The sequence below is a fragment of the Streptomyces sp. NPDC057307 genome (genome assembly GCF_042667665.1).
Classification (GTDB): domain Bacteria; phylum Actinomycetota; class Actinomycetes; order Streptomycetales; family Streptomycetaceae; genus Streptomyces.
The window spans coordinates 66,127-85,773 of the sequence record NZ_JBHUZM010000020.1 but is presented as its reverse complement, the minus strand read 5'-3'; the positions used below and the strand labels follow the sequence as shown (position 1 = coordinate 85,773).

Here is a 19,647-nt window from a genome sequence, read left to right as displayed (position 1 = left end):
GGGCGGCCCCTCGCGCGGGGCCGCCCGGCATCGGACGCTCAGGGATCGACTCAGGCCAGCTGGACGACGGCGCGGGACATCCCCAGCACCTTCTTGCCCTCGCTGGTCGCCGTCAGATCCACCCGCACGCGGTTGTCGTCGAGCTTGGCGCCGACCTTGGCGGTCACCTCGATGACCGCGCCCGTCCCGTCGTTGGGCACCACGACGGGCCTGGTGAAGCGGACGCCGTACTCGACGACGGCCCCCGGGTCCCCCACCCAGTCGGTCACCACCCGCGCCGCCTCGGCCATGGTGAACATGCCGTGCGCGATGACGTCGGGCAACCCGACCTCCAGGGCGAACTTCTCGTTCCAGTGGATCGGGTTGAAGTCCCCGGACGCGCCCGCGTACCGCACCAGGGTGTCGCGCGTCACCGGGAACGTCCCGGTCGGCAGCTCCGTGCCGACCTCGACGTCCGCGTAGGTGATCTGCGTGGCCACCGTCATCACTCCCCCTCCTCGGCGCCGCGCGCCACCAGCTTGGTCCACGCGGTCACGACGTGCGCGCCCGCCTCGTCGTGCACCTCGCCGCGGACGTCGAGGATGTCGTTCCCCGCCATGGACTTGATGCCCTCGATGGTCGAGGTGACCGTCAGCCGGTCGCCGGCCCGCACAGGACGGGTGTACGCGAACTTCTGGTCGCCGTGCACGACCCGGCTGTAGTCGAGACCGAGCTGCGGATCGGCGATGACGTCGCGCGCCGCCTTGAAGGTGATCGCGAAGACGAAGGTCGGCGGGGCGATCACATCGAGGTGGCCGAGGGCCTTCGCCGCGTCCGGATCGGCGTACGCGGGATTGGCGTCGCCCACCGCCTCGGCGAACTCGCGGATCTTCTCCCGGCCGACCTCGTACGGCTCGGTCGGCGGATAGGTCCGCCCAACGAAGGACTGGTCGAGCGCCATGGACTCGTTCCCTCCTGATGAGACTGCCCTGATGAATGGTGCACAACTATGGATCGGGCACGGCAAACGACACGAGGCCGCCCCCCGTTAAGGGGACGGCCTCGGGTACGAGCCTGGTTCAGCGCGTTTCGCGGTGAGCCGTGTGCGAGTTGCAACGAGGGCAGTGCTTCTTCATCTCAAGACGGTCCGGGTTGTTACGCCGGTTCTTCTTGGTGATGTAGTTCCGCTCCTTGCACTCCACGCAGGCCAGCGTGATCTTCGGGCGGACGTCGGTGGCAGCCACGTGAGTGCTCCTGGACAGATTGACGGGTTAACGCATAAAAGAGTAGCCGATCGAAGGATCGCCCCCACCATCGGCTACCGTGTGTAGCGGTGACCGGACTTGAACCGGTGACACAGCGATTATGAGCCGCTTGCTCTACCGACTGAGCTACACCGCTGTGATGTCGGATCCCCTCGCCCGAGGGCGAGGAGCGCCGTACACCAGAGCCCCAATACGGAATCGAACCGTAGACCTTCTCCTTACCATGGAGACGCTCTACCGACTGAGCTATTGGGGCGAGCGATGAAGACATTACACGGTCCGTCGCCGATCGCCCAAATCCGTTTCCCGGTCTCTCGTCCGGCTCTCGTCCCACCTGTCCCTTCCGTCTCGGGGCGGGTGCCGGGCGGGCGTTGGGAGGGCGCGGCGAGGGTGCGGCACGGGCGTTGGGGGGCCTCGGTGAGGGGCCCGCGCACGGGGGCGGAAGGCGCTCTGTACACCACAGAAAGCCACGCCGGTATGACTATTCCCTTCCTCCTCGAAGCCCGCCCGGGGCGCCTCTAGGCTCGACGCACGCCGCGTGATCTTGCACGTCAGAGCCACCCAGCCCAGGAGCACGATGCCCGACAGCCAGCCGCAGCCGTCACACGGCGCCACGGCGAACGCCACCGCGCTGCTGCTGCGCGGGGCCCGGCTCACCGACGGCCGGGTCGTCGACGTACGGCTGAGCGGCGGCCGTATCGAGGCCGTCGGCACCGCCGGCAGTCTCACCGCGCTCGGCGCGTGCGTGGACCTCGACGGGCATCTGCTCCTGCCCGCCCCCGCCGAACCGCACGCGCACAGCGACACCGCGCTGAGCGCCGTGACGTCGGACGGGCCCGTGTCGTACGACCCCGACGACGTCCAGCGCCGCGCGACCGAGGCCGCGCTGCTCCAGGTCGGACACGGCGCGACCACGCTGCGTACGCATGTGCGGATCGGTGACGCGCAGGAGTTGGCCCCGCTGGGGGCCGTGCTCCAGGCGCGGCGTTCGCTGCGCGGGCTCGGCGATCTGACGGTCGTCGCCGTACCGCGCCTGCTGACCGGGGTCGCTGGGGCCGACGGGCTCGCGATGCTGCGCGACGCGGTGAAGATGGGCGCGGGGGTGGTGGGCGGCTGCCCCGACCTCGACCCCGATCCGACCGGGTACGTGGAAGCGGTGCTGAGCGTCGCCGCCGAGCACGGCTGTCCCGTCGACCTCCATACGGACGGTGGCGACCCGGCCCGGCTGGCGCGTCTCGCGGCGATGGCGGGCGGGCTGCGGCCCGGCGTCTCGATCGGGCCCTGTGCCGGTCTGTCCCGGCTGCCGGCGGACGCCGCGGGCCGGGCGGCCGACCAGTTGGCGGCGGCGGGCGTGACGGTCGTCTGTCTGCCCCAGGGCGGCTGCGGCGGTGTCGAGCAGCGGGGCATGGCGCCCGTACGGCTGCTGCGTGCCGCCGGTGTGCGGGTGGCGGCCGGCAGCGGGGCCGTACGGGACGTGGCGAACCCGGTGGGGCGCGGGGATCCGCTGGAGGCGGCGTATCTGCTGGCCTCCCAAGGAGGACTGCGTGCGGCGGAGGCGTACGAAGCGGTGAGCACGGTCGCGCGGGAGGCCATGCGGCTGCCGGAGGTACGGGTGGAGGCGGGGTTTCCCGCCGAGTTGCTGGCGGTGCGCGGGGAGCGGCTGGAGGGGGTGCTGTCGCTGGCGTACAGCAGGATCGTCATCCACCGGGGCCGGGTGGTGGCCCGGACGAACGCCGTACGGGAGTACTGCGACTCGGCGGTGGCCGTGGCGCTGGACCTCCCGCGACAGGGGCGGCAGGGGCGGCCCGAGTCGGCGCCGTAGGCCGCGCGGATCACGCCTCTTACGGAGGTGGTGCGTGAGCGGTGACGGCCCGTCGGACGTACGGTCGTGACCATGCGAATTGTCATCGCCGGAGGACACGGTCAGATCGCGCTGCGGCTGGAGCGGTTGCTCGCCGCGCGCGAACACGAGGTCGCGGGCATCATCCGCAAACCCGAACAGACGGAGGCGCTGAGGGAGGCGGGCGCCGAAGCCGTCGTACTCGACCTGGAGTCGGCCTCGCCGGACGAGGCCGCCGCGGCGCTGGAGGGCGCGGACGTGGCGGTCTTCGCGGCCGGGGCGGGACCGGGCAGCTCCACGGAGCGCAAGGACACCGTCGACCGGGGCGCGGCGGTCCTCTTCGCCGACGCGGCGCAGCGGGCGGGCGTACGGCGCTATGTGATCGTCTCGTCCATGGGCGCCGACCCGGACCACGAGGGCGACGACATCTTCGACCACTACCTGCGGGCCAAGGGCGCGGCGGACGCGTACGTCCTGTCCAAGGAGGGGCTCGACACGACGGTGCTGCGCCCGGGAATGCTGACGAACGACGCGGGCACGGGCCTGGTGAACCTGGCGCCGTCGACGGGCCGTGGCCCGGTGCCACGGGACGATGTGGCCGCGACACTGGCGGAGTTGGTGGAGTCACCGGCGACGGCGGGCCTGACGCTGGAGCTGATCAGCGGCACGGTGCCGGTCGCGGACGCGGTGAAGAACGCGGCGTCGGCGGTCTGAGGATACGAAGATGGCCCCCGGTCTGCGTCTCCGCAGGCCGGGGGCCATCATTTCCGTGTGGCGGCGCCAGGATTCGAACCTGGGAAGGCTAAGCCGGCGGATTTACAGTCCGCTCCCATTGGCCACTCGGGCACACCGCCATGGGATGTCGCTGCGGGATGGGCGCTGTGGGCGCTGCTCCGTGGCAACGACGTAAACGATACCCGATGCGTGGGGGTGCTCCGCCACCGGATTGATCAGGCCGGAAGAGGGGGGAGATGACTAGGCTTTGCGGGAGCGGGCCGGGAGCACGGCCTGAATTTCGGCATCGGTCGCGGCGAGAGTCGCGGCACCCTTTCCAGTACCCGATACAAGGAGCCACAGGACATGGCCGACTCCAGTTTCGACATCGTCTCGAAGGTCGAGCGGCAGGAGGTCGACAACGCCCTCAACCAGACCGCGAAGGAGGTCTCCCAGCGGTACGACTTCAAGAACGTCGGAGCCTCGATCGCCTGGTCCGGCGAGAAGATCCTCATGGAGGCCACCAGCGAGGAGCGGGTCAAGGCGATCCTCGACGTCTTCCAGTCCAAGCTGATCAAGCGGGGCATCTCGCTGAAGGCGCTGGACGCGGGCGAGCCGCAGCAGTCCGGCAGGGAGTACAAGATCTTCGCCTCCATCGAGGAGGGCATCTCCCAGGAGAACGCGAAGAAGGTCGCCAAGATCATCCGCGATGAGGGCCCCAAGGGCGTCAAGGCGCTCGTGCAGGGCGACGAGCTGCGGGTCAGCTCGAAGAGCCGGGACGATCTCCAGTCCGTGCAGGCGCTGTTGAAGGGGCAGGACTTCGACTTCGCGCTGCAGTACGTGAACTACCGCTGATACGTGCGCCTGACCTGCACCAACCGGAAGTGAGTCGGGCTGGGGGACACAACGCGGGCACATCGCCGAGGACCGCCTCGATCGCGGCCCGCGTTGTGTCCTCCTCGTCTGGCCACCAGTTGCGTGGACGTATCGAGCACGATGGATGGCTTCTGGTGACCGAGTCGGCGCCGCACCGTCTTCACGCTCTCCCCGTGCTTGACGAGCGCCGAGGCGTAGAAGTGGCGCAGGTCGTGCGTGCTCTCTCGGTCCGGCACCTGGACAAGGGTGAGCTCCTGCCCTGTCCGGCCGGGCGCGCTGGCCCCATGCCGCATACGCCTCGCCGTGCGCCTTCGCTAGGGCCCTGTTCGCCCTGATCCCCATGCGCCCCAGAGGTGCGCCCAGTTCGTGCACTTGATCGCGTCGGTCCGGCCGCTCGTGAGCAAGCGAGCGACGTCGGGACCGCATCGAGACTGCCTGCCCTCCAGCCACTACTCTCATTCGGCCGAAAGTGAGGTCCCGCGGTGCCCGGCCGCACTGTCGGTGGCACCTACTACGCTTTTCGCATGGCCACGAACCGCACCAAGGTGCCTCGACCGTTAGCCCGGCAGCTCTTCGTCGAGGCGGGCCACCGGTGCGCGATACCGACGTGCCGCGCGGCTCCTCTGGAGATCGCGCACATCGTGCCCTGGCACCGTGTCCAGAGGCACGATTTCCACAACATGGTTGTCCTGTGCCCGAACTGTCACACCCGCTTCGATCGCGGAGACATCGACCGCCAGGCCATGTTCCGCTACAAGGAGCTGCTGCGGCTCTCGGACCCCAACCGCGTGGCGCCGGAGGATCCTTCACCGAGAGCCGGTCTCATCCGGGCGTACCGGCTGTTCCAGAGCGAGATCACTGGATGGCACAAGTCCATCTCCGACCTGATCTTGGCAGTGGGGTACTCCTCCCACGGCTTTCCGACCGGCAATCTGCAAGGGTGCCGAAGGGCGGCGTCCGTCGCCCGCGTGGCCACCGACAAGCTGGGCGAACTGGGGGATGAGGGCGTCGGCGAAGCGGCGGACTACGTCTTCGACTGGTACCGAAACTGGGCGGACGACGTGTTCGATCTCAAGCTTTCCGTCTTCAGCGGGAGCGGCAGGGACGACTACGAGGACTGGGAGAACGAGAGGTTCATGGCCTTCGTCGTGCTCCATGAGGAGGTCTGCGTGGCGTTGGACCTGGACCCCACGGAGCTGGACTTCTTCGAGGCAGAGAGAGACGACCAGGAGCTTCCCAAAGTCTCCCTCGGCACCCGCGGCCTCTGGGAGACGGATGAGTGACCGCGCGGGACGCGTCGTTCCGGGACCCTCAGGGTCGTGTCCAACGGCCGCGGGTCGGCAAACGACGGCGCTCACACTGGAGTGGCGGTACGGACATGGGTGAGGCGTTGTTTCCGCGGGTGCGGGCCGTTGTCGGTGACGGGGCCGTGCATGTGCCCGGGTGGCTGGGGGTCGCGCGGCAGCGGGAGTTGGTGGAGGCGTGCCGGGGGTGGGCGCGGGGGCCCGTGCCCATGCGGCACACCACCCTGCCCAACGGGGGCGTGATGTCCGTGCGGACGGTCTGTCTGGGGTGGCACTGGCAGCCGTACCGCTACACGCGTACCGCCGGGGATGTGAACGGCGAGCGGGTCGCGGCGTTCCCCGCGTGGCTTGGGGAGTTGGGGCGCGCGGCGGTCGACGAGGCGTACGGGGAGGGCGCCGGGGCCGGCTACGCGCCGGACACCGCGCTGGTCAACTTCTACGAAGGCGCGGCCACGATGGGCATGCACCAGGACAAGGACGAGAAGTCCGGGGCGCCCGTGGTGTCGCTGAGCATCGGGGACAGTTGTGTCTTCCGCTTCGGCAACACGCGGACGCGGACGCGTCCTTATACGGATGTCGAGTTGGTGTCCGGCGATCTCTTCGTCTTCGGCGGGCCCTCCCGGTTCGCGTTCCACGGCGTCCCCAAGGTGTGTCCGGGGACCGCCGACCCGGCGAGCGGGATGCGCGCCGGGCGGCTGAACATCACGCTGCGCGAGACCGGGCTCGGCGGCTGAGCCGTGTCAGCGGGAGCGGGAGTGACCGAAGAGGAGGCGGTAGATGATCAGCAGCACCAGTGAGCCGCCGATCGCCGCCGCCCAGGTGGCGCCGTCGTAGAAGTCGCTGGTGATCGGGCGGTCCAGCCAGCGGGACGATATCCAGCCGCCGATGAAGGCGCCCGCGATACCGATGAGGGTCGTGCCGACCAGGCCACCCGGGTCCCGGCCGGGCAGCAGGATCTTGGCGACGGCTCCGGCGAGGAGTCCGAGGACGAGCCAGCCGATGATGGTCATGCCGTGAACCTGCCTTTCGTGCGGTGTTGTACGGGAAGACGCCCTACGGGCGGGGCGCGGTTGCGGAGATCGGTAGCGTGCGGCGTATGAAACAGCAGCTGCGTCGCACGCTGGGCGTCTTCGATGCCGTGGTCGTCGGGCTGGGGGCGATGCTCGGGGCCGGGGTCTTCGTCGCGCTCGGGCCGGCGGCCGGGGCGGCCGGGACCGGCCTGCTGTGGGGGCTGGCGGTGGCCGCCCTGGTGGCGTACTGCAACGCGATGTCGTCGGCCCGGCTGGCGGTCCACTACCCGGCCTCGGGCGGGACATACGTGTACGGCCGGGAGCGCCTGGGGCCGTTCTGGGGCTGGCTGGCGGGCTGGGCGTTCGTGGTCGGCAAGACCGCCTCGTGCGCGGCGATGGCGCTGACGGTCGGGACGTACGTGTGGCCGGGGCAGGCGCACGCGGTGGCGGTCGCCGCGGTGGTGGTCCTGACCGCCGTGAACTACGGGGGCGTGCGGAAGTCGGCGACGCTGACGCGGGTGATCGTGGCCGTGGTGCTGGGCGTCCTCGCCGCCGTCGTGGTGGTGTCGCTCAGCTCGGACGCGGCCGACGCGGGGCGGCTCGGCCTCGGCCTCGGTACGGAGGCGGACCCGGGTTCGGTCCAGGGGACCGCGCGGGGGGTGTCGCAGGCCGCCGGGCTGCTCTTCTTCGCCTTCGCCGGGTACGCCCGCATCACCACGCTCGGCGAGGAGGTGCGTGACCCGGCCCGTACGATCCCGCGCGCCGTCCCCCTGGCCCTCGGCCTCGTGCTGGCCGTGTACGCGTGCGTGGCGGTGGCGGTGCTCTCGGTCCTCGGCGCCGGGGAGTTGGGGCGCTCAGCGGCTCCCCTGGCCGATGCCGTACGGGCCGCCGGGGCGTCCTGGCTGGTGCCCGTGGTGCGTGTCGGGGCCGCCGCCGCGGCACTGGGGGCACTGCTGGCCCTGATCCTCGGGGTCTCCCGTACGACGCTGGCGATGGCGCGGGACGGGCACCTGCCGCGCGGGCTGGCCGCCGTGCATCCCCGCTTTCAGGTGCCGCACCACGCGGAGGTGGCGGTGGGCGCGGTCGTGGCCGTGCTGGCGGCGACCGTGGACGTGCGCGGGGCGATCGGCTTCTCGTCGTTCGGGGTGCTGGCGTACTACGCGATCGCCAACGCCTCCGCGTGGACGCTCGGTTCGGACGGGGCGGGCGTACGGTTCCGGGTGCGCGTACGGGCGGCGGTCGGGCTCGTGGGCTGTGTCGTGCTGGCCCTCGCGCTGCCCGCCCCGTCCGTCGTGGCCGGGGCGGCCGTGCTGCTGCTGGGAGCGGCCGTGTACGCCGTACGACGCCGCTGAGGTCACCAGCCCGCGAACGCCTCGTCCGTACGGACGATGTCGCGGCCGAAGGGCAGCAGCGAGACCGGGATCAGCTTGAAGTTGGCGATGCCCAGCGGGATGCCGATGATCGTCACGCAGAGCGCGATACCGGTGAAGATATGGCCGAGGGCGAGCCACCAGCCGGCCAGGACCAGCCACAGCACGTTGGCGACGAACGAGGGTGATCCCGCGTCGCGGCGCTCCACCGTCGTATAGCCGAACGGCCACAGCGCGTAACGGGCGATCCGGAACGCGGCCACCCCGAAGGGGATGCCGATGACGGTGATGCACAGGAGCAGTCCGGCGAACATGTAACCGAGGAACAGCCAGAAGCCGCTCAGGAACAGCCAGATGATGTTGAGGATTGTCTTCATGGACGGCCACCTGCCATCTGCTCGAGTCGGGCGATGCGCTCCGCCATCGGCGGATGCGTGGAGAACAGTCTCGATACACCCTGCCCAGGCCGGAACGGGTTAGCGATCATCAGATGACTCGCTGTCTCGATCCGGGGCTCGGGCGGCAGCGGTAGCTGCTTCGTACCGGCTTCGAGCTTGCGCAGGGCGCTCGCGAGGGCCAGTGGGTCGCCGGTGAGCTGGGCGCCGGACGCGTCCGCCTCGTACTCCCGGGAACGGCTCACGGCGAGCTGGATCACCGAGGCGGCCAGCGGGCCGAGGAGCATCACCAGCAGCATGCCCACGATGCCCGGGCCCTCGTCGTCGTCCGAGCGGCCGATGGGGATGAGCCAGGCGAAGTTCACGAGGAACATGACGACCGAGGCGAGGGCGCCGGCGACCGAGGAGATGAGGATGTCGCGGTTGTAGACATGGCTCAGCTCATGGCCGAGGACGCCGCGCAGCTCCTGCTCGTTCAGGATCTGCAGGATCCCGTCCGTACAACAGACGGCCGCGTTGCGGGGGTTGCGGCCCGTGGCGAACGCGTTGGGGGCCTGGGTCGGCGAGATGTAGAGCCGGGGCATCGGCTGGCGCGCGGTCGTCGACAGCTCGCGGACGATGCGGTACAGCTCCGGCGCCTCGAACTCGCTGACCGGGCGCGCGCGCATGGCGCGCAGGGCGAGCCTGTCGCTGTTCCAGTACGCGTACGCGTTCGTGCCGAGCGCGACGACGACCGCGACGATCAGCCCCGTCCGGCCGAAGACGCTGCCGATGACGATGATGAGTGCGGACAGTCCCCCGAGGAGTGCGGCGGTCCTCAACCCGTTGTGCCGGCGGTGCACGGAACGCCCTCCAAATCGTGCGGCAGGGGAACCCTCTACGTGATGTCGCTCCACTCTCCAGTGGACCCTTCCTCACTGGTCAACGCCAGGCGAGGGTCACGGGTTCCCTGGCGCGCCCGCGCGGGGGTCTACGCCGTACGGGTGGCGGCGGGCGCGGACGGAGGGACGGGTGGGGTGGGGCCAGGGGGCGGCGCGGGCCTCAGAAGAGACTTTCGGCGGCGAAGCGGAGGACCAGCTGGGGTGCTCCCGACAGGGCGACACCGGCGGCGGCGGTGAGGCCGATCGCGGCGAGCACCGGGGCCGGGGCGCGGTGGACGGCGAGGGTGCCGACGGGCTGGAGGGACGGCTCGGTGGCCGGGATCTGTGCCGCGTCCGGGGTCTGTGCCGTCTGCGGGGTCTGTGCCGTCTCCGGGGCGCGGAAGAGGTCCGCCGTCCACTGGAGGTAGTAGAAGAGCGCGATGACGACGTTGACGGCCATCACCACGGCCAGCCAGCCGAGCCCCGCGTCCACGGCCGAGGAGAAGACGGTGACCTTCGCGAAAAGGCCGACGATGCCGGGCGGCAGTCCCGCGAGGCAGAGCAGGAAGAAGCCCATGGCGAGCGCGACGAGCGGGCGCTCGGAGGCGAGGGCGCGGTAGTCCGAGAGGCGGTTCAGGGGCTTCGTACGGGCGACCAGGGCGGCGACGGCGAAGGCGCCGAGGTTCACGACGGCGTACATCAGGGCGTACGCGACGGTGGAGCCGATCTGGTCCGCGCCGGCGTACGCCGCCGCCGCGATCGGCACCAGCAGATAGCCGGCCTGGGCGACGGACGACCACGCGAGGAGGCGTACCGCGCTCCACGCGCGCGTGGCCGACTGGCGGAGCGCCGCGACGTTGCCGACGGTCATGGTGAGCGCGGCGAGCACGGCCACGGCCGGGCCCCAGACGTCGGAGTGGCTCGGGAAGGCGATGACCGTCACCAGGACGAGGCCGGAGAATCCGACGGCCTTGCCGACGACGGAGAGGTACGCGGCGATGGGCAGCGGCGCGCCGACGTAGGTGTCGGGGACCCAGAAGTGGAAGGGCGCGGCGGCGGCCTTGAAGGCGAAGCCGACGAGGGTCAGGGCGACGCCCGCCGACGCGAGGGTCTCGAACTTTCCGGGGACGTCGTCGAGCCGACCGGCGATCTCGGTGAGATGCAGGGTGCCGGTGGTGGCGTACACGAAGCTGACGCCCAGCAGCATGACGGCGGTGGCCGTCACCGAGGAGAGGAAGAACTTCAGGGCCGCCTCGGAGGAGAGGCGGTCGCCGCGCTTGAGGCCGACCAGCGCGAAGGCGGGGAGGGTGGCGACTTCGAGGGCGACGACGAGGGTCGCGAGGTCGCGGGCGGCGGGCAGGAGGGCGGCGCCGGCCGCCGAGGAGAGCAGCAGGAACCAGAATTCGCCCGGCGGGAGCTGCCCACGCCTTGCGCCGTCGCTCGTGCCGCCGCTGAGTTCGGTGACGGAGAGCAGCGCGGTGAGCAGCGCGCCGCCGAGCACCAGGAGCTGGATGACGAGTGTGAAGTGGTCGACGGTGTAGCTGCACACGTCGGCGTCGGCCGTCAGGCAGAAGGTGGACCGGTCGCCGGCGCGGAGCGGGATGAGCAGGAGGAGCGCGGCGACGAGGCCGGCGACGGAGAGGGCGCCGAGGAGCGGCTTGCGGCGTTGTGGGACGAAGAGGTCGGCGACCAGGACGATCAGCGCGACGGCGGCGGTGAGGGCCGGGGGCGCGATGGCGAGCCAGTCGACGGACTGGACGAGGCTGGCGGCGCTGTCGGCGGCGCCCTGGGCAGCGGCCACGATCACGACTTGCCTCCTGCGAGAAGCTTCTGCACGGCCGGGTCGGTGAGGCCGAGGAGGACGGCGGGCCAGAGTCCGGCGAGGACGGTGAGGGCGACGAGCGGGGTCCAGGCGGCGAGTTCGTAGCCCTGGACGTCGGCGAGTTCGGGTGCCGGGCCCGTTCCCTCGGCTCCCGCGGGCCGGTGGGTCGCGCCCATGCAGACGCGGCGGACCACGATCAGCAGATACGCGGCGGTGAGCAGCGTGCCGAAGCAGGCGATCGCCGTGAAGGTGACGAAGGCGGGGCGGCTGAGGCCGGGCGCGGGGTCGAAGGCGCCGAACATCGCGAGCATCTCGCCCCAGAATCCGGCGAGGCCGGGCAGGCCGAGCGAGGCGACGGCGGCGAAGGCGAGCAGGCCGCCGAGGCGAGGTGCGCGGCCGTACAGCGCGGCGCCGGTGGCCCCGGCGAGGGTGTCGAGGTCGGCGGTGCCGTAACGGTCCTTGAGCGCTCCGACCAGGAAGAACAGTAGGCCGGTGATGAGGCCGTGGGCGACGTTCGCGAACAGCGCGCCGTTGACGCCGGTGGGGGTCATGGACGCGATGCCGAGCAGCACGAAGCCCATGTGGCCGACGGAGGAGTACGCGATGAGGCGCTTGAGGTCGCCGCCCGCGCCCTGCCGGGCGAGGGCGAGGCAGGCCAGGGAGCCGTAGATGATGCCGACGACGGCCAACGCGGCGAGGTACGGCGCGAAGGTCCGCATCCCGTCGGGTGCGACCGGCAGGACGATACGGACGAACCCGTACGTACCCATCTTGAGCATGACGCCGGCGAGGAGGACCGATCCGACGGTCGGGGCGGCGGTGTGGGCGTCCGGGAGCCAGCTGTGCAGCGGCCACATCGGGGTCTTGACCGCGAGCCCGATCCCGATCGCCAGAACGGCGGTGACCTGCACGGATGTGCTCAGTCCACGGCCGTTGTCAGTGGCGAGTGCCACCATGTCGAATGTGCCCGCGTGCAGCCCGACGAGCAGCAGGCCGAGCAGCATGACCACGGATCCGAGCAGCATGTAGAGGATGAACTTCCAGGCGGCGGCCTGCCGTTCGGCACCGCCCCAGCGGGCGATGAGGAAGTACATCGGGATGAGCACCATCTCGAAGGCCAGGAAGAAGAGCAGCAGGTCGAGGACGGCGAAGGTGGCGAGGGTGCCGGATTCGAGGACGAGCAGCAGGGCGACGAAGGCCCTCGGGGAGGGGCCCGTCGGGGGCTTGAAGTAGCTGTAGAGCGCGCAGAGGAAGGTCAGCAGCGCGGTCAGGACCAGAAGGGGGAGAGAGATGCCGTCGACGCCGAGGTGGATCCGCACGTCGAGTGCGGCGATCCAGCTGATGTCCGTCGTGGCCTGCATCCTCGACGGCTGGTCGTGGTCGAAGCCGAGCGCGAGGACGATCGCGGCGATGAGGATCGCGCCGGTCACGGTCACGCCGTGGCGTAGTACGGCCTGGTCGGGGCCGGTGCCCCGGAGCCCCGGCGGGGCGGGGAGCAGCGCCGCGACGGCGCCCAGGAGGGGGGCGGCGACGATGAACGCGAGAAGGAACTGCATCACGGACGGGCTGATATCGATCACGGCTCACGCTCCGGCGGCGACGAGTACGGCGGCGATCGCCAGGACGACCGTTCCGGCGAGCAGGGCGCCCAGGTAGGTCTGCACATTGCCGGTCTGCGCGCCGCGTACGGCGGTGCCGAGCCAGCGGGTGCCGGTGCCCGCTCCGCGTACGTAGGTGTCGACGACCTCGCGGTCGAGGAAGCGGACCAGCCGGGCCGCGCCCTGGACCGGGCGTTGGAAGAGGACTCGGTAGACGGCGTCCAGGTGGAAGCCGGCCGCGGCGTGCGGGTGGAGCCTGCCGAGCAGGAGCCGGCCGGGGTCCGCGGGGTCGGGGGCCGAGGCGATGTCGCCGTAGGCGGGGGTGTGGCTGGTGATGGCCTCCGCCTCGGAGAGTGCGGGCTCGGCGTCGGGGTGCGCGGCGACGGCGCCCATGGGGGTGCGGGCGGTGAGCGCGGTGGTGTGGGTCCAGGCGCCGTAGGTGATCAGTCCGCCGACGAGCGCGACTCCCGTGCCGAGTACGGAGGTGGTGACCGTCGGGGTCAGGCTCTCCGCGTCCACCCAGGGGGCGATGAGTCCGACGGTCAGACCGAAGGCGAGCGAGGGGACGGCGAGTACCCACAGGACGGCATTCATGGACAGGGGCTGCCTGCCGTGGTCGGCCGCTTCGGCGCCCCGGCCGCGGAAGGCGAGGAGCCACAGGCGCGTCGCGTAGGCGGCGGTGAGGAGGGCGGTGAGCAGACCGGCGACGAGCACGGTCCAGCCGGCGATGTCGGGGGCGATGTCGGACTCGCCGAGAGCGGTGTGTTCGGCGGCGACGAGGACGGCTTCCTTGGAGAAGAAGCCGGCGAACGGCGGGATGGCGGCGAGCGCGAGGAGTGCGATCGTCATCGTCCAGTAGGCGTCGGGGACGCGTTTGGCGAGGCCGCCCATCCGGGACATGGCGGCGAGCGAGTTGGTGCCGGCGGCGTGGATGATCACGCCGGCGCCGAGGAAGAGAAGCGCCTTGAAGGCGCCGTGCGAGATGAGGTGGAAGACGGCCGCGCCCCGGTCGCCCACGGCCAGCGCGCCCGACATGTAGCCGAGTTGGCCGATGGTCGAGTAGGCGAGGACACGTTTGATGTCGTCCTGCGCGAGGGCGGCGAGCGCCGAACCGACCATGGTGATCGCGGCCATCACGGCGAGCACGGCGAGGGCGACCGACGAGGCCGCGAAGACGGGGAGGAGACGGGCCACGAAGTAGATACCGGCGGCGACCATCGTCGCCGCGTGGATCAGCGCGGAGACGGGGGTGGGGCCGGCCATCGCGTCGGGCAGCCAGGTGTGCAGCGGGAATTGGGCCGACTTGCCCGCGACACCGGCGATCAGCAGCAGCGCGATCAGGGTGGGGTGGTCGAGCCCGTCGTCCGCGACGGACTGCAGGACGCCGGTGATCCGGAACGTACCGGTGTCGACGGCGAGCGCGAACAGACCGAGCAGGAAGGGGACATCACCGAGCTTGGTGACCAGGAACGCCTTCAGGGAGGCGGCGCGCGCCTCGGGGGTCTCCCAGTAGTGGCCGACGAGGAAGTACGAGCAGATGCCCATGATCTCCCAGCCGACCAGGAGCACCATCAGGTCGCCGGAGTAGACGACGAGCAGCATCGCGGAGGTGAAGAGGGAGACGAGGGCGGCGTACGAGGGGTAGCGCGGGTCGTCGCGCAGATAGCCCGTCGAGTAGATCTGCACGCAGGTCGCCACGACGCCGACGAGGATCGCGACGAGGGCGGCGAAGCCGTCGATGTGCAGGGCGAGATCGATCGGGACCGAGCCGGTCGGGGTGAGCTGGGTCGCGGCGTCGATCGGTGCGCGGGTGCCGCCGTGCCCGTTGCTCTGGCGTACGGCGACGATCACGGCGAGTACGGCGGCGGTGAGCGGCGGCAGCACGGCCAGGGGCCGGACGAATCCCGGTGCCGTACGGCCGAGGAGCAGTCCGGCGACCGCGCCGAGGAACGGCAGGAGGGGGACGAGGACGGCGAGGGTGGTCGTGGTCACGCGGTGGCCTCAGCCTTCTTTGCCCGGGCGGCGGCTCCGGCTTCGGCCTGTGCCTGGGCTTGGGCCTGTTGGGCGGACTCGGCCGCGGCCTCGTCGGTCGCGTCGCTCTCGACGCTGTCGCGGAGCCGGTCGACGTCCGAGGTGCCGCGGTTGCGGTAGACCATCAGCACGATCGCCAGGCCGATGCCGATCTCGGCGGCGGCGATGGCGATCACGAAGAGGGTGAGGGCCTGGCCTGCGTGCAGGGTGTCGCGCAGCCAGACGTCGAAGGCGACGAGGTTGAGATTGACGGCGTTGAGCATCAGCTCGACGGACATGAGGACGAGGATCGCGTTGCGGCGGGCGAGCACCCCGTACAGACCGGTGCAGAACAGCAGCGCCGCGAGCACGGCGGGATAGGCGAGATGCATCAGCGCTGCTCCTTCCCACGGGGGCTGCCGGGGGCGTCGCTCTTGCGGGACAGGACGATCGCGCCGATGAGCGCGGCGAGCAGCAGGACGGAGAGTGCTTCGAAGGGCAGGACCCAGTGCCGGAAGAGGAACTGGCCGGAGACCTCGGTGGATCCCTGGGCGGGTCCGTCGAGTTCGATCCAGGTCGTGCGGAACGCGTCGACGACGACCCACACCAGTGCGACGGCGGCGGTGAGGGCCACCGCGAGCGCGATCCACCGGTTCTCCGAATCCGCGTCGGGGGAACGGCCGATGGGCGCCTTCGTGAGCATCAGCCCGAACAGAAGGAGGACGACGACGGAGCCGACATAGATCAGGACCTGCACCCAGGCGATGAACTCGGCCGTCAGCAGCAGGTATTCGACGGCCAGGCCGCCGAGCGCGACGACGAGCCACAGGGCGGCGTGCACGAGTTGCTTGGTCGTGACGGTGATGACGGCCGCGCCGAAGGTGACGAGGCCGACGAGGAGAAAGGCGATCTCGACACCGGTCGGGGACAGGAAGCCGGGGTGGGCCGCCGCGAGAGGGGTCGCCGTGAGGGGCGCCGCCGCGAGAGCGATCACTCGCCGTCCTCCCGCTCCTGGGTGGTCGCCGTGGGCGCGGCGGCCTCCGCCGCTTCCGCCGCGGCCAGTTTGTCGGCCGTCTTGCGGGCGGCGGCGATCTCCTTCGGCTCCTCGGCGCCCGGGTCGAGGGCGGGCGGGGCCGGCACGGTCCACATCCAGTCGCGGAGTTTGTCCCGCTCGTGGGTGAGTTCCAGGATGTCGGTCTCCGCGTACTCGAACTCCGGTGACCAGAAGAGCGCGTCGAAGGGGCAGACCTCGATGCAGATACCGCAGTACATGCAGAGCGAGAAGTCGATGGCGAACCGGTCGAGGACGTTCCGGCTGCGCTCGCGCCCGCCGGGGGCCGTGGCGGGCAGCGTCTCCTTGTGGGAGTCGATGTAGATGCACCAGTCGGGGCACTCACGGGCGCAGAGCATGCAGACCGTGCAGTTCTCCTCGAACAGGCCGATCACACCGCGGCTGCGGGGCGGGAGTTCGGGCTGGGTGTCCGGGTACCGCGCGGTGACGGTCTTCCTGGTCATCGTACGAAGGGTGACGGCCAGCCCCTTGGCCAGGCCGCTACCGGGGATCGGAGGCACTTACTGGATCACCACCTTGACGATGCCGGTGAGGGCGATCTGGGCGAGGGCGAGCGGGATGAGGACGGTCCAGGCGAGCTTCTGGAGCTGGTCCTCGCGGAGCCGGGGATAGCTGACGCGCAGCCAGATGACGACGAAGGCGAGAAGGAACGTCTTGAGGAGCGTCCAGAGCCAGCCGAGGTCGTCGCCGCCGAACGGGCCGTGCCAGCCGCCGAGGAACAGGACGGTGGTCAGTCCGCACAGGACGACGATGCCCGCGTACTCGGCGAGCAGGAACAGCGCGAACCGCAGACCGGTGTACTCGGTGTACGCGCCGAAGATGATCTCGGAGTCGGCGACCGGCATGTCGAAGGGAGGGCGCTGGAGTTCGGCGAGGCCGGCGATGAAGAAGACGAGCGCGCCGACGATCTGCCAGGGCACCCACCACCACTCGAAGGCGTCGAGGATGCCGGGGAGGGAGACGGTGCCGGCCGCCATCGCGACGGAGGCGGCCGTGAGCAGCATGGGCAGTTCGTACGCGAGGAGCTGGGCGGCGGTGCGGAGGCCGCCGAGCAGGGAGAACTTGTTGGCCGACGCCCAGCCGGCCATGAGCGACCCGAGGACACCGACGCCCATCACGGCGAGCACGAAGAAGATCCCCGCGTCCACGACCTCGCCGACCGCGCCCTCCTGGGGGCCGATCGGGATCGCGACGAGTACGAGGAGGTAGGGCAGCAGGGCGACGGCCGGGGCGAGTTGGAAGATCCGGCGGTCGGCGGCGGCCGGGACGATGTCTTCCTTCTGGGCGAACTTCACGCCGTCGGCGACGAGTTGGGCCCATCCGTGGAAACCGCCGACGTACATGGGCCCGAGGCGGCCCTGCATGTGGGCCATGACCTTGTGCTCGGTCTGCCCGACGACGAGGGGGAGAACGAGGAAGGCGGCGAAGACAATGAGCAGCCGAATGGCGACGTCGAGCACGTCGTTCACGCGTCTCCTCCGGGGCGGTCGGGGTCGGGAGCGGAGCCGTTCTCGGCGGTGTCACGGTCGCCGGTGTCACGGTCGCCGGTGTCGCTGCCGCCTGGCTCGGCCTCCGGCGCCGCTCCGGACTCCGGCGCCGACGGCGACTCCGGTTCCGGCTTCGGTGACGGGGCGTCGAACGCCGGGCGCGGGTCGTGCCAGGGGGCCGGGGCGGCATTCGGCGTGGGCGGCGCGGGCGCCGTTGGCGCTGCGGGCTCCGTGGCTGGTGCGTCGGGCTGCTGGCTCGTGGAGCCCTCCGAGACGCTGCGGGCGCGCCGGACCGGACGGTCTCCCGCCGCCGCCGCACGCGGGGTGCGGGGCGTACGGGCCGGGGCCGGGGGGAGTTGGCCCTTGAGGGGACCCCACTCGTTCGGGTCCGGTACGCCCGGGGGGAGCATCTGGCGGCGCTTGGGGCCCGCGTGGCCCGGTGCGGACTCGCCGGGCTCCTTCGCGCCCGGCCACGCCTTCGCGACCCGGGCCGCCAGGACGAAGTCCTTGCGCAGCGGGTGGCCCTCGAAGGTCTCGGGCAGCAACAGGTGCACCAGGTTGGGGTGGTCGGTGAAGGAGATGCCGAACATCTCGTACGTCTCACGCTCGTGCCAGCCCGCGCCCGCGTAGACCCCGAGGGCCGTGGGCAGTTCGGGGGTGTCGTGCGGGACGGTCGTACGGACCAACAGGCGCCGTACGGCACGGGGTTCGACCGACGCGACATGCGCGCCGACCCGGAAACCGGTGCCGGGTTCGTCGACGGCGCTCAGCCAGTCGAAGTACGTGCACCCCAGCGCGTCACGGGCGGTTTCGAGGGCGGTCAGCCAGGAGGCGGCGGGGACGTCGACCGTCAGGAGGTCGTACGCGCGCTCCGCCGTGGCATCCGCGCCGAAGATCTCGGCGACGCCGTCCGGCAGGCTGTCGTACGCGTCGGCGGGCGTCACACGCCCTCCCCCGGCGTCGGGCATCAGGCCCCCGGCGTCGGCGGGCATCAGGCGCTCTCCCCCGGCGTCGGCGGCGCCGCGACCAGTCCGCTGCGCAGCGCGGCCGTGCTGGGCCGGTGGCCCTCGGAGCCGTAACGCTCCCCCAGCGACTCGCGGGAGATCTTCTCCTGGAGCTTGAGGATCCCCTGGAGCAGCGCCTCGGGACGCGGCGGGCACCCCGGTACGTAGACGTCGACCGGGATGATCTGGTCGACGCCCTTGGTGACGGAGTACGAGTCCCAGTACGGGCCACCGCAGTTGGAGCAGGCGCCGAAGGAGATCACGTACTTCGGCTCGGGCATCTGCTCGAACAGCCGCTTCACCGCCGGGGCCATCTTGTCCGTCACCGTGCCGGACACGACCATCAGGTCGGCCTGGCGCGGGCCCGGTGCGAGGGGGATGACGCCGAGCCGGATGAAGTCGTGCCGGGCCATCGACGCGGCGATGAACTCGATGGCGCAGCAGGCGAGTCCGAAGTTGAAGACCCAGAGGCTGTAGCGGCGGCCCCAGTTGAGGACCACCTTCATCGGCTGGGGTGCCAGGCGGGAGAGCACGCCCAGACGTTGCGGGTTCGGCAGCTCGACCGGTGCGGCGGGAGGGGCGGCGGCAGCGGGAGCGGCGGGGGTCACGTCCATTCCAGGACGCCCTTCTTCCATGCGTAGAGCAGTCCTACGGCCAGGAAGCCGAGGAAGATGAACATCTCGACGAGCGTCGTCGCGCCGTATCCCGGCGCCGCGAAGACCGTCGCCCACGGGAAGAGGAAGATCGAGTCGACGGCGAAGATGACGTACAGGAAGGCGTAGACGTAGTAGCGGACCTGGGTGTGCGCCCAGCCCTCGCCCACCGGGTCGACGCCGCATTCGTACGTAAGCAGTTTCTCGGGCGTCGGTACGACCGGCCGCAGCAGTCGGCCCGCCCCGAAGGCCACGGCGACGAAGAGCACGCCGACGACCGCGAGCAGTCCGACCACCGAGTAGCTCTGGAAGTACTCCGACGCGAGAACGGTCGGTTCCGGCACGTCCGTCACCCGCTCCTCGCTCCGCCGTTCGGTGATCCGTCAGT

At 70.9% G+C, this 19,647-nt stretch carries 22 protein-coding genes and 3 tRNA genes; 6 read left to right on the top strand and 19 right to left on the bottom strand.

Translation table 11 applies throughout. The features are described from left to right. Window positions 1-50: 50 nt before the first annotated feature. The 5 genes from ACFUN8_RS11110 to ACFUN8_RS11090 form a co-directional block, all read right to left on the bottom strand. Window positions 51-485 (bottom strand): MaoC family dehydratase, encoded by a 435-nt coding sequence (locus tag ACFUN8_RS11110; protein ID WP_383634474.1) that lies wholly within the window; start codon window positions 483-485, stop codon window positions 51-53. Continuing rightward, window positions 485-940, bottom strand: a complete 456-nt coding sequence (locus tag ACFUN8_RS11105) for a MaoC family dehydratase N-terminal domain-containing protein (protein ID WP_383634472.1) — start codon at window positions 938-940, stop codon at window positions 485-487. Before ACFUN8_RS11105 ends, ACFUN8_RS11110 begins: the two co-directional genes overlap by 1 nt. A gap of 118 nt (window positions 941-1,058) precedes the next feature. Continuing rightward, window positions 1,059-1,223, bottom strand: a complete 165-nt coding sequence (gene rpmG / locus ACFUN8_RS11100; RefSeq protein ID WP_003956487.1) for a 50S ribosomal protein L33 — start codon at window positions 1,221-1,223, stop codon at window positions 1,059-1,061. 84 nt (window positions 1,224-1,307) lie between these two features. Continuing rightward, window positions 1,308-1,380 (bottom strand) — tRNA-Met (locus tag ACFUN8_RS11095). Window positions 1,381-1,427: 47 nt separating this feature from the next. Continuing rightward, window positions 1,428-1,500 (bottom strand) — tRNA-Thr (locus ACFUN8_RS11090). A gap of 321 nt (window positions 1,501-1,821) precedes the next feature. Between ACFUN8_RS11090 and ACFUN8_RS11085 the strand changes: the two genes are divergently transcribed. Both ACFUN8_RS11085 and ACFUN8_RS11080 read left to right on the top strand, forming a co-directional pair. Further along, window positions 1,822-3,066 carry an amidohydrolase family protein gene (locus tag ACFUN8_RS11085; protein ID WP_383634471.1) on the top strand — a complete coding sequence of 415 codons (1,245 nt, stop codon included), beginning with the start codon at window positions 1,822-1,824 and terminating at the stop codon, window positions 3,064-3,066. A gap of 72 nt (window positions 3,067-3,138) precedes the next feature. After that, window positions 3,139-3,798: an SDR family oxidoreductase gene (locus tag ACFUN8_RS11080; RefSeq protein WP_383634470.1), complete on the top strand. Its 660-nt coding sequence runs from the start codon at window positions 3,139-3,141 to the stop codon at window positions 3,796-3,798. Between the two features lie 58 nt (window positions 3,799-3,856). On the opposite strand, the gene ACFUN8_RS11075 is transcribed toward ACFUN8_RS11080, so the two are convergent. After that, window positions 3,857-3,938, bottom strand: a tRNA-Tyr gene (locus ACFUN8_RS11075). 226 nt (window positions 3,939-4,164) lie between these two features. Between ACFUN8_RS11075 and ACFUN8_RS11070 the strand changes: the two genes are divergently transcribed. The 3 genes from ACFUN8_RS11070 to ACFUN8_RS11060 all read left to right on the top strand — a co-directional run bounded on the left by ACFUN8_RS11070 (window position 4,165) and on the right by ACFUN8_RS11060 (window position 6,712). Next, complete coding sequence (locus ACFUN8_RS11070; RefSeq protein WP_383634468.1) at window positions 4,165-4,653, top strand: YajQ family cyclic di-GMP-binding protein; 489 nt, start codon at window positions 4,165-4,167, stop codon at window positions 4,651-4,653. Window positions 4,654-5,198: 545 nt separating this feature from the next. Further along, complete coding sequence (locus ACFUN8_RS11065) at window positions 5,199-5,957, top strand: HNH endonuclease (protein WP_383634466.1); 759 nt, start codon at window positions 5,199-5,201, stop codon at window positions 5,955-5,957. A 95-nt stretch (window positions 5,958-6,052) separates the two neighbouring features. Then, window positions 6,053-6,712, top strand: coding sequence for an alpha-ketoglutarate-dependent dioxygenase AlkB family protein (locus tag ACFUN8_RS11060; protein WP_383634464.1), 660 nt, complete (start codon window positions 6,053-6,055; stop codon window positions 6,710-6,712). A 6-nt stretch (window positions 6,713-6,718) separates the two neighbouring features. Here ACFUN8_RS11060 and ACFUN8_RS11055 read toward each other — a convergent pair whose 3' ends face one another. Continuing rightward, window positions 6,719-6,988, bottom strand: coding sequence for a GlsB/YeaQ/YmgE family stress response membrane protein (locus tag ACFUN8_RS11055; RefSeq protein ID WP_382561829.1), 270 nt, complete (start codon window positions 6,986-6,988; stop codon window positions 6,719-6,721). Window positions 6,989-7,074: 86 nt separating this feature from the next. On the opposite strand from ACFUN8_RS11055, the gene ACFUN8_RS11050 reads away from it, so the two are divergent. Further along, a complete protein-coding gene (locus tag ACFUN8_RS11050) occupies window positions 7,075-8,340 on the top strand; it encodes an APC family permease (RefSeq protein WP_383634462.1) in 1,266 nt (421 codons plus the stop codon). A gap of 2 nt (window positions 8,341-8,342) precedes the next feature. Here ACFUN8_RS11050 and ACFUN8_RS11045 read toward each other — a convergent pair whose 3' ends face one another. The 12 genes from ACFUN8_RS11045 to ACFUN8_RS10990 form a co-directional block, all read right to left on the bottom strand. Continuing rightward, the gene (locus tag ACFUN8_RS11045) at window positions 8,343-8,735 is read right to left on the bottom strand and encodes a YccF domain-containing protein (RefSeq protein ID WP_383634460.1); all 393 of its coding nucleotides are present in this window, start codon (window positions 8,733-8,735) and stop codon (window positions 8,343-8,345) included. Further along, complete coding sequence (htpX, locus tag ACFUN8_RS11040) at window positions 8,732-9,595, bottom strand: zinc metalloprotease HtpX (RefSeq protein ID WP_383634458.1); 864 nt, start codon at window positions 9,593-9,595, stop codon at window positions 8,732-8,734. Before htpX ends, ACFUN8_RS11045 begins: the two co-directional genes overlap by 4 nt. Window positions 9,596-9,794: 199 nt before the next feature. Continuing rightward, complete coding sequence (locus ACFUN8_RS11035; RefSeq protein ID WP_383634494.1) at window positions 9,795-11,414, bottom strand: NADH-quinone oxidoreductase subunit N; 1,620 nt, start codon at window positions 11,412-11,414, stop codon at window positions 9,795-9,797. 2 nt (window positions 11,415-11,416) lie between these two features. Next, entirely contained in the window at window positions 11,417-13,015 is a 1,599-nt protein-coding gene (locus ACFUN8_RS11030; protein WP_383634456.1) for a NuoM family protein, read from the bottom strand. Window positions 13,016-13,018: 3 nt separating this feature from the next. Further along, entirely contained in the window at window positions 13,019-15,025 is a 2,007-nt protein-coding gene (locus ACFUN8_RS11025) for an NADH-quinone oxidoreductase subunit L (protein ID WP_383634454.1), read from the bottom strand. Continuing rightward, a complete protein-coding gene (gene nuoK, locus ACFUN8_RS11020; RefSeq protein WP_383634452.1) occupies window positions 15,022-15,435 on the bottom strand; it encodes an NADH-quinone oxidoreductase subunit NuoK in 414 nt (137 codons plus the stop codon). The genes ACFUN8_RS11025 and nuoK overlap by 4 nt, the downstream gene beginning before the upstream one ends. Then, entirely contained in the window at window positions 15,435-16,034 is a 600-nt protein-coding gene (locus ACFUN8_RS11015; RefSeq protein ID WP_383634492.1) for an NADH-quinone oxidoreductase subunit J, read from the bottom strand. The genes nuoK and ACFUN8_RS11015 overlap by 1 nt, the downstream gene beginning before the upstream one ends. Further along, complete coding sequence (locus tag ACFUN8_RS11010; RefSeq protein ID WP_383634450.1) at window positions 16,034-16,615, bottom strand: NuoI/complex I 23 kDa subunit family protein; 582 nt, start codon at window positions 16,613-16,615, stop codon at window positions 16,034-16,036. Before ACFUN8_RS11010 ends, ACFUN8_RS11015 begins: the two co-directional genes overlap by 1 nt. Continuing rightward, window positions 16,616-17,584, bottom strand: coding sequence for an NADH-quinone oxidoreductase subunit H (locus ACFUN8_RS11005; protein WP_383634447.1), 969 nt, complete (start codon window positions 17,582-17,584; stop codon window positions 16,616-16,618). Beyond that, on the bottom strand, window positions 17,581-18,594 hold the full coding sequence (locus ACFUN8_RS11000; protein ID WP_383634445.1) for an NADH-quinone oxidoreductase subunit C: 1,014 nt from the start codon (window positions 18,592-18,594) through the stop codon (window positions 17,581-17,583). Before ACFUN8_RS11000 ends, ACFUN8_RS11005 begins: the two co-directional genes overlap by 4 nt. Continuing rightward, window positions 18,594-19,220, bottom strand: coding sequence for an NADH-quinone oxidoreductase subunit B (locus ACFUN8_RS10995; RefSeq protein ID WP_383634443.1), 627 nt, complete (start codon window positions 19,218-19,220; stop codon window positions 18,594-18,596). The genes ACFUN8_RS11000 and ACFUN8_RS10995 overlap by 1 nt, the downstream gene beginning before the upstream one ends. Further along, window positions 19,211-19,612, bottom strand: a complete 402-nt coding sequence (locus ACFUN8_RS10990; RefSeq protein WP_023539403.1) for an NADH-quinone oxidoreductase subunit A — start codon at window positions 19,610-19,612, stop codon at window positions 19,211-19,213. The genes ACFUN8_RS10995 and ACFUN8_RS10990 overlap by 10 nt, the downstream gene beginning before the upstream one ends. Between the last annotated feature and the right edge of the window lie 35 nt (window positions 19,613-19,647).

Excerpts from the sequence above, each read along its gene's own strand:
- ACFUN8_RS11110 (WP_383634474.1), bottom strand. The coding sequence starts at position 485 with ATGACGGTGGCCACGCAGATCACCTACGCGGACGTCGAGGTCGGCACG.
- ACFUN8_RS11105 (WP_383634472.1), bottom strand. The coding sequence starts at position 940 with ATGGCGCTCGACCAGTCCTTCGTTGGGCGGACCTATCCGCCGACCGAG.
- ACFUN8_RS11085 (WP_383634471.1), top strand. The coding sequence starts at position 1,822 with ATGCCCGACAGCCAGCCGCAGCCGTCACACGGCGCCACGGCGAACGCC.
- ACFUN8_RS11080 (WP_383634470.1), top strand. The coding sequence starts at position 3,139 with ATGCGAATTGTCATCGCCGGAGGACACGGTCAGATCGCGCTGCGGCTG.
- ACFUN8_RS11070 (WP_383634468.1), top strand. The coding sequence starts at position 4,165 with ATGGCCGACTCCAGTTTCGACATCGTCTCGAAGGTCGAGCGGCAGGAG.
- ACFUN8_RS11065 (WP_383634466.1), top strand. The coding sequence starts at position 5,199 with ATGGCCACGAACCGCACCAAGGTGCCTCGACCGTTAGCCCGGCAGCTC.
- ACFUN8_RS11060 (WP_383634464.1), top strand. The coding sequence starts at position 6,053 with ATGGGTGAGGCGTTGTTTCCGCGGGTGCGGGCCGTTGTCGGTGACGGG.
- ACFUN8_RS11055 (WP_382561829.1), bottom strand. The coding sequence starts at position 6,988 with ATGACCATCATCGGCTGGCTCGTCCTCGGACTCCTCGCCGGAGCCGTC.
- ACFUN8_RS11050 (WP_383634462.1), top strand. The coding sequence starts at position 7,075 with ATGAAACAGCAGCTGCGTCGCACGCTGGGCGTCTTCGATGCCGTGGTC.
- ACFUN8_RS11045 (WP_383634460.1), bottom strand. The coding sequence starts at position 8,735 with ATGAAGACAATCCTCAACATCATCTGGCTGTTCCTGAGCGGCTTCTGG.
- nuoK (WP_383634452.1), bottom strand. The coding sequence starts at position 15,435 with ATGCATCTCGCCTATCCCGCCGTGCTCGCGGCGCTGCTGTTCTGCACC.
- ACFUN8_RS11000 (WP_383634445.1), bottom strand. The coding sequence starts at position 18,594 with ATGCCCGCCGACGCCGGGGGCCTGATGCCCGACGCCGGGGGAGGGCGT.
- ACFUN8_RS10995 (WP_383634443.1), bottom strand. The coding sequence starts at position 19,220 with ATGGACGTGACCCCCGCCGCTCCCGCTGCCGCCGCCCCTCCCGCCGCA.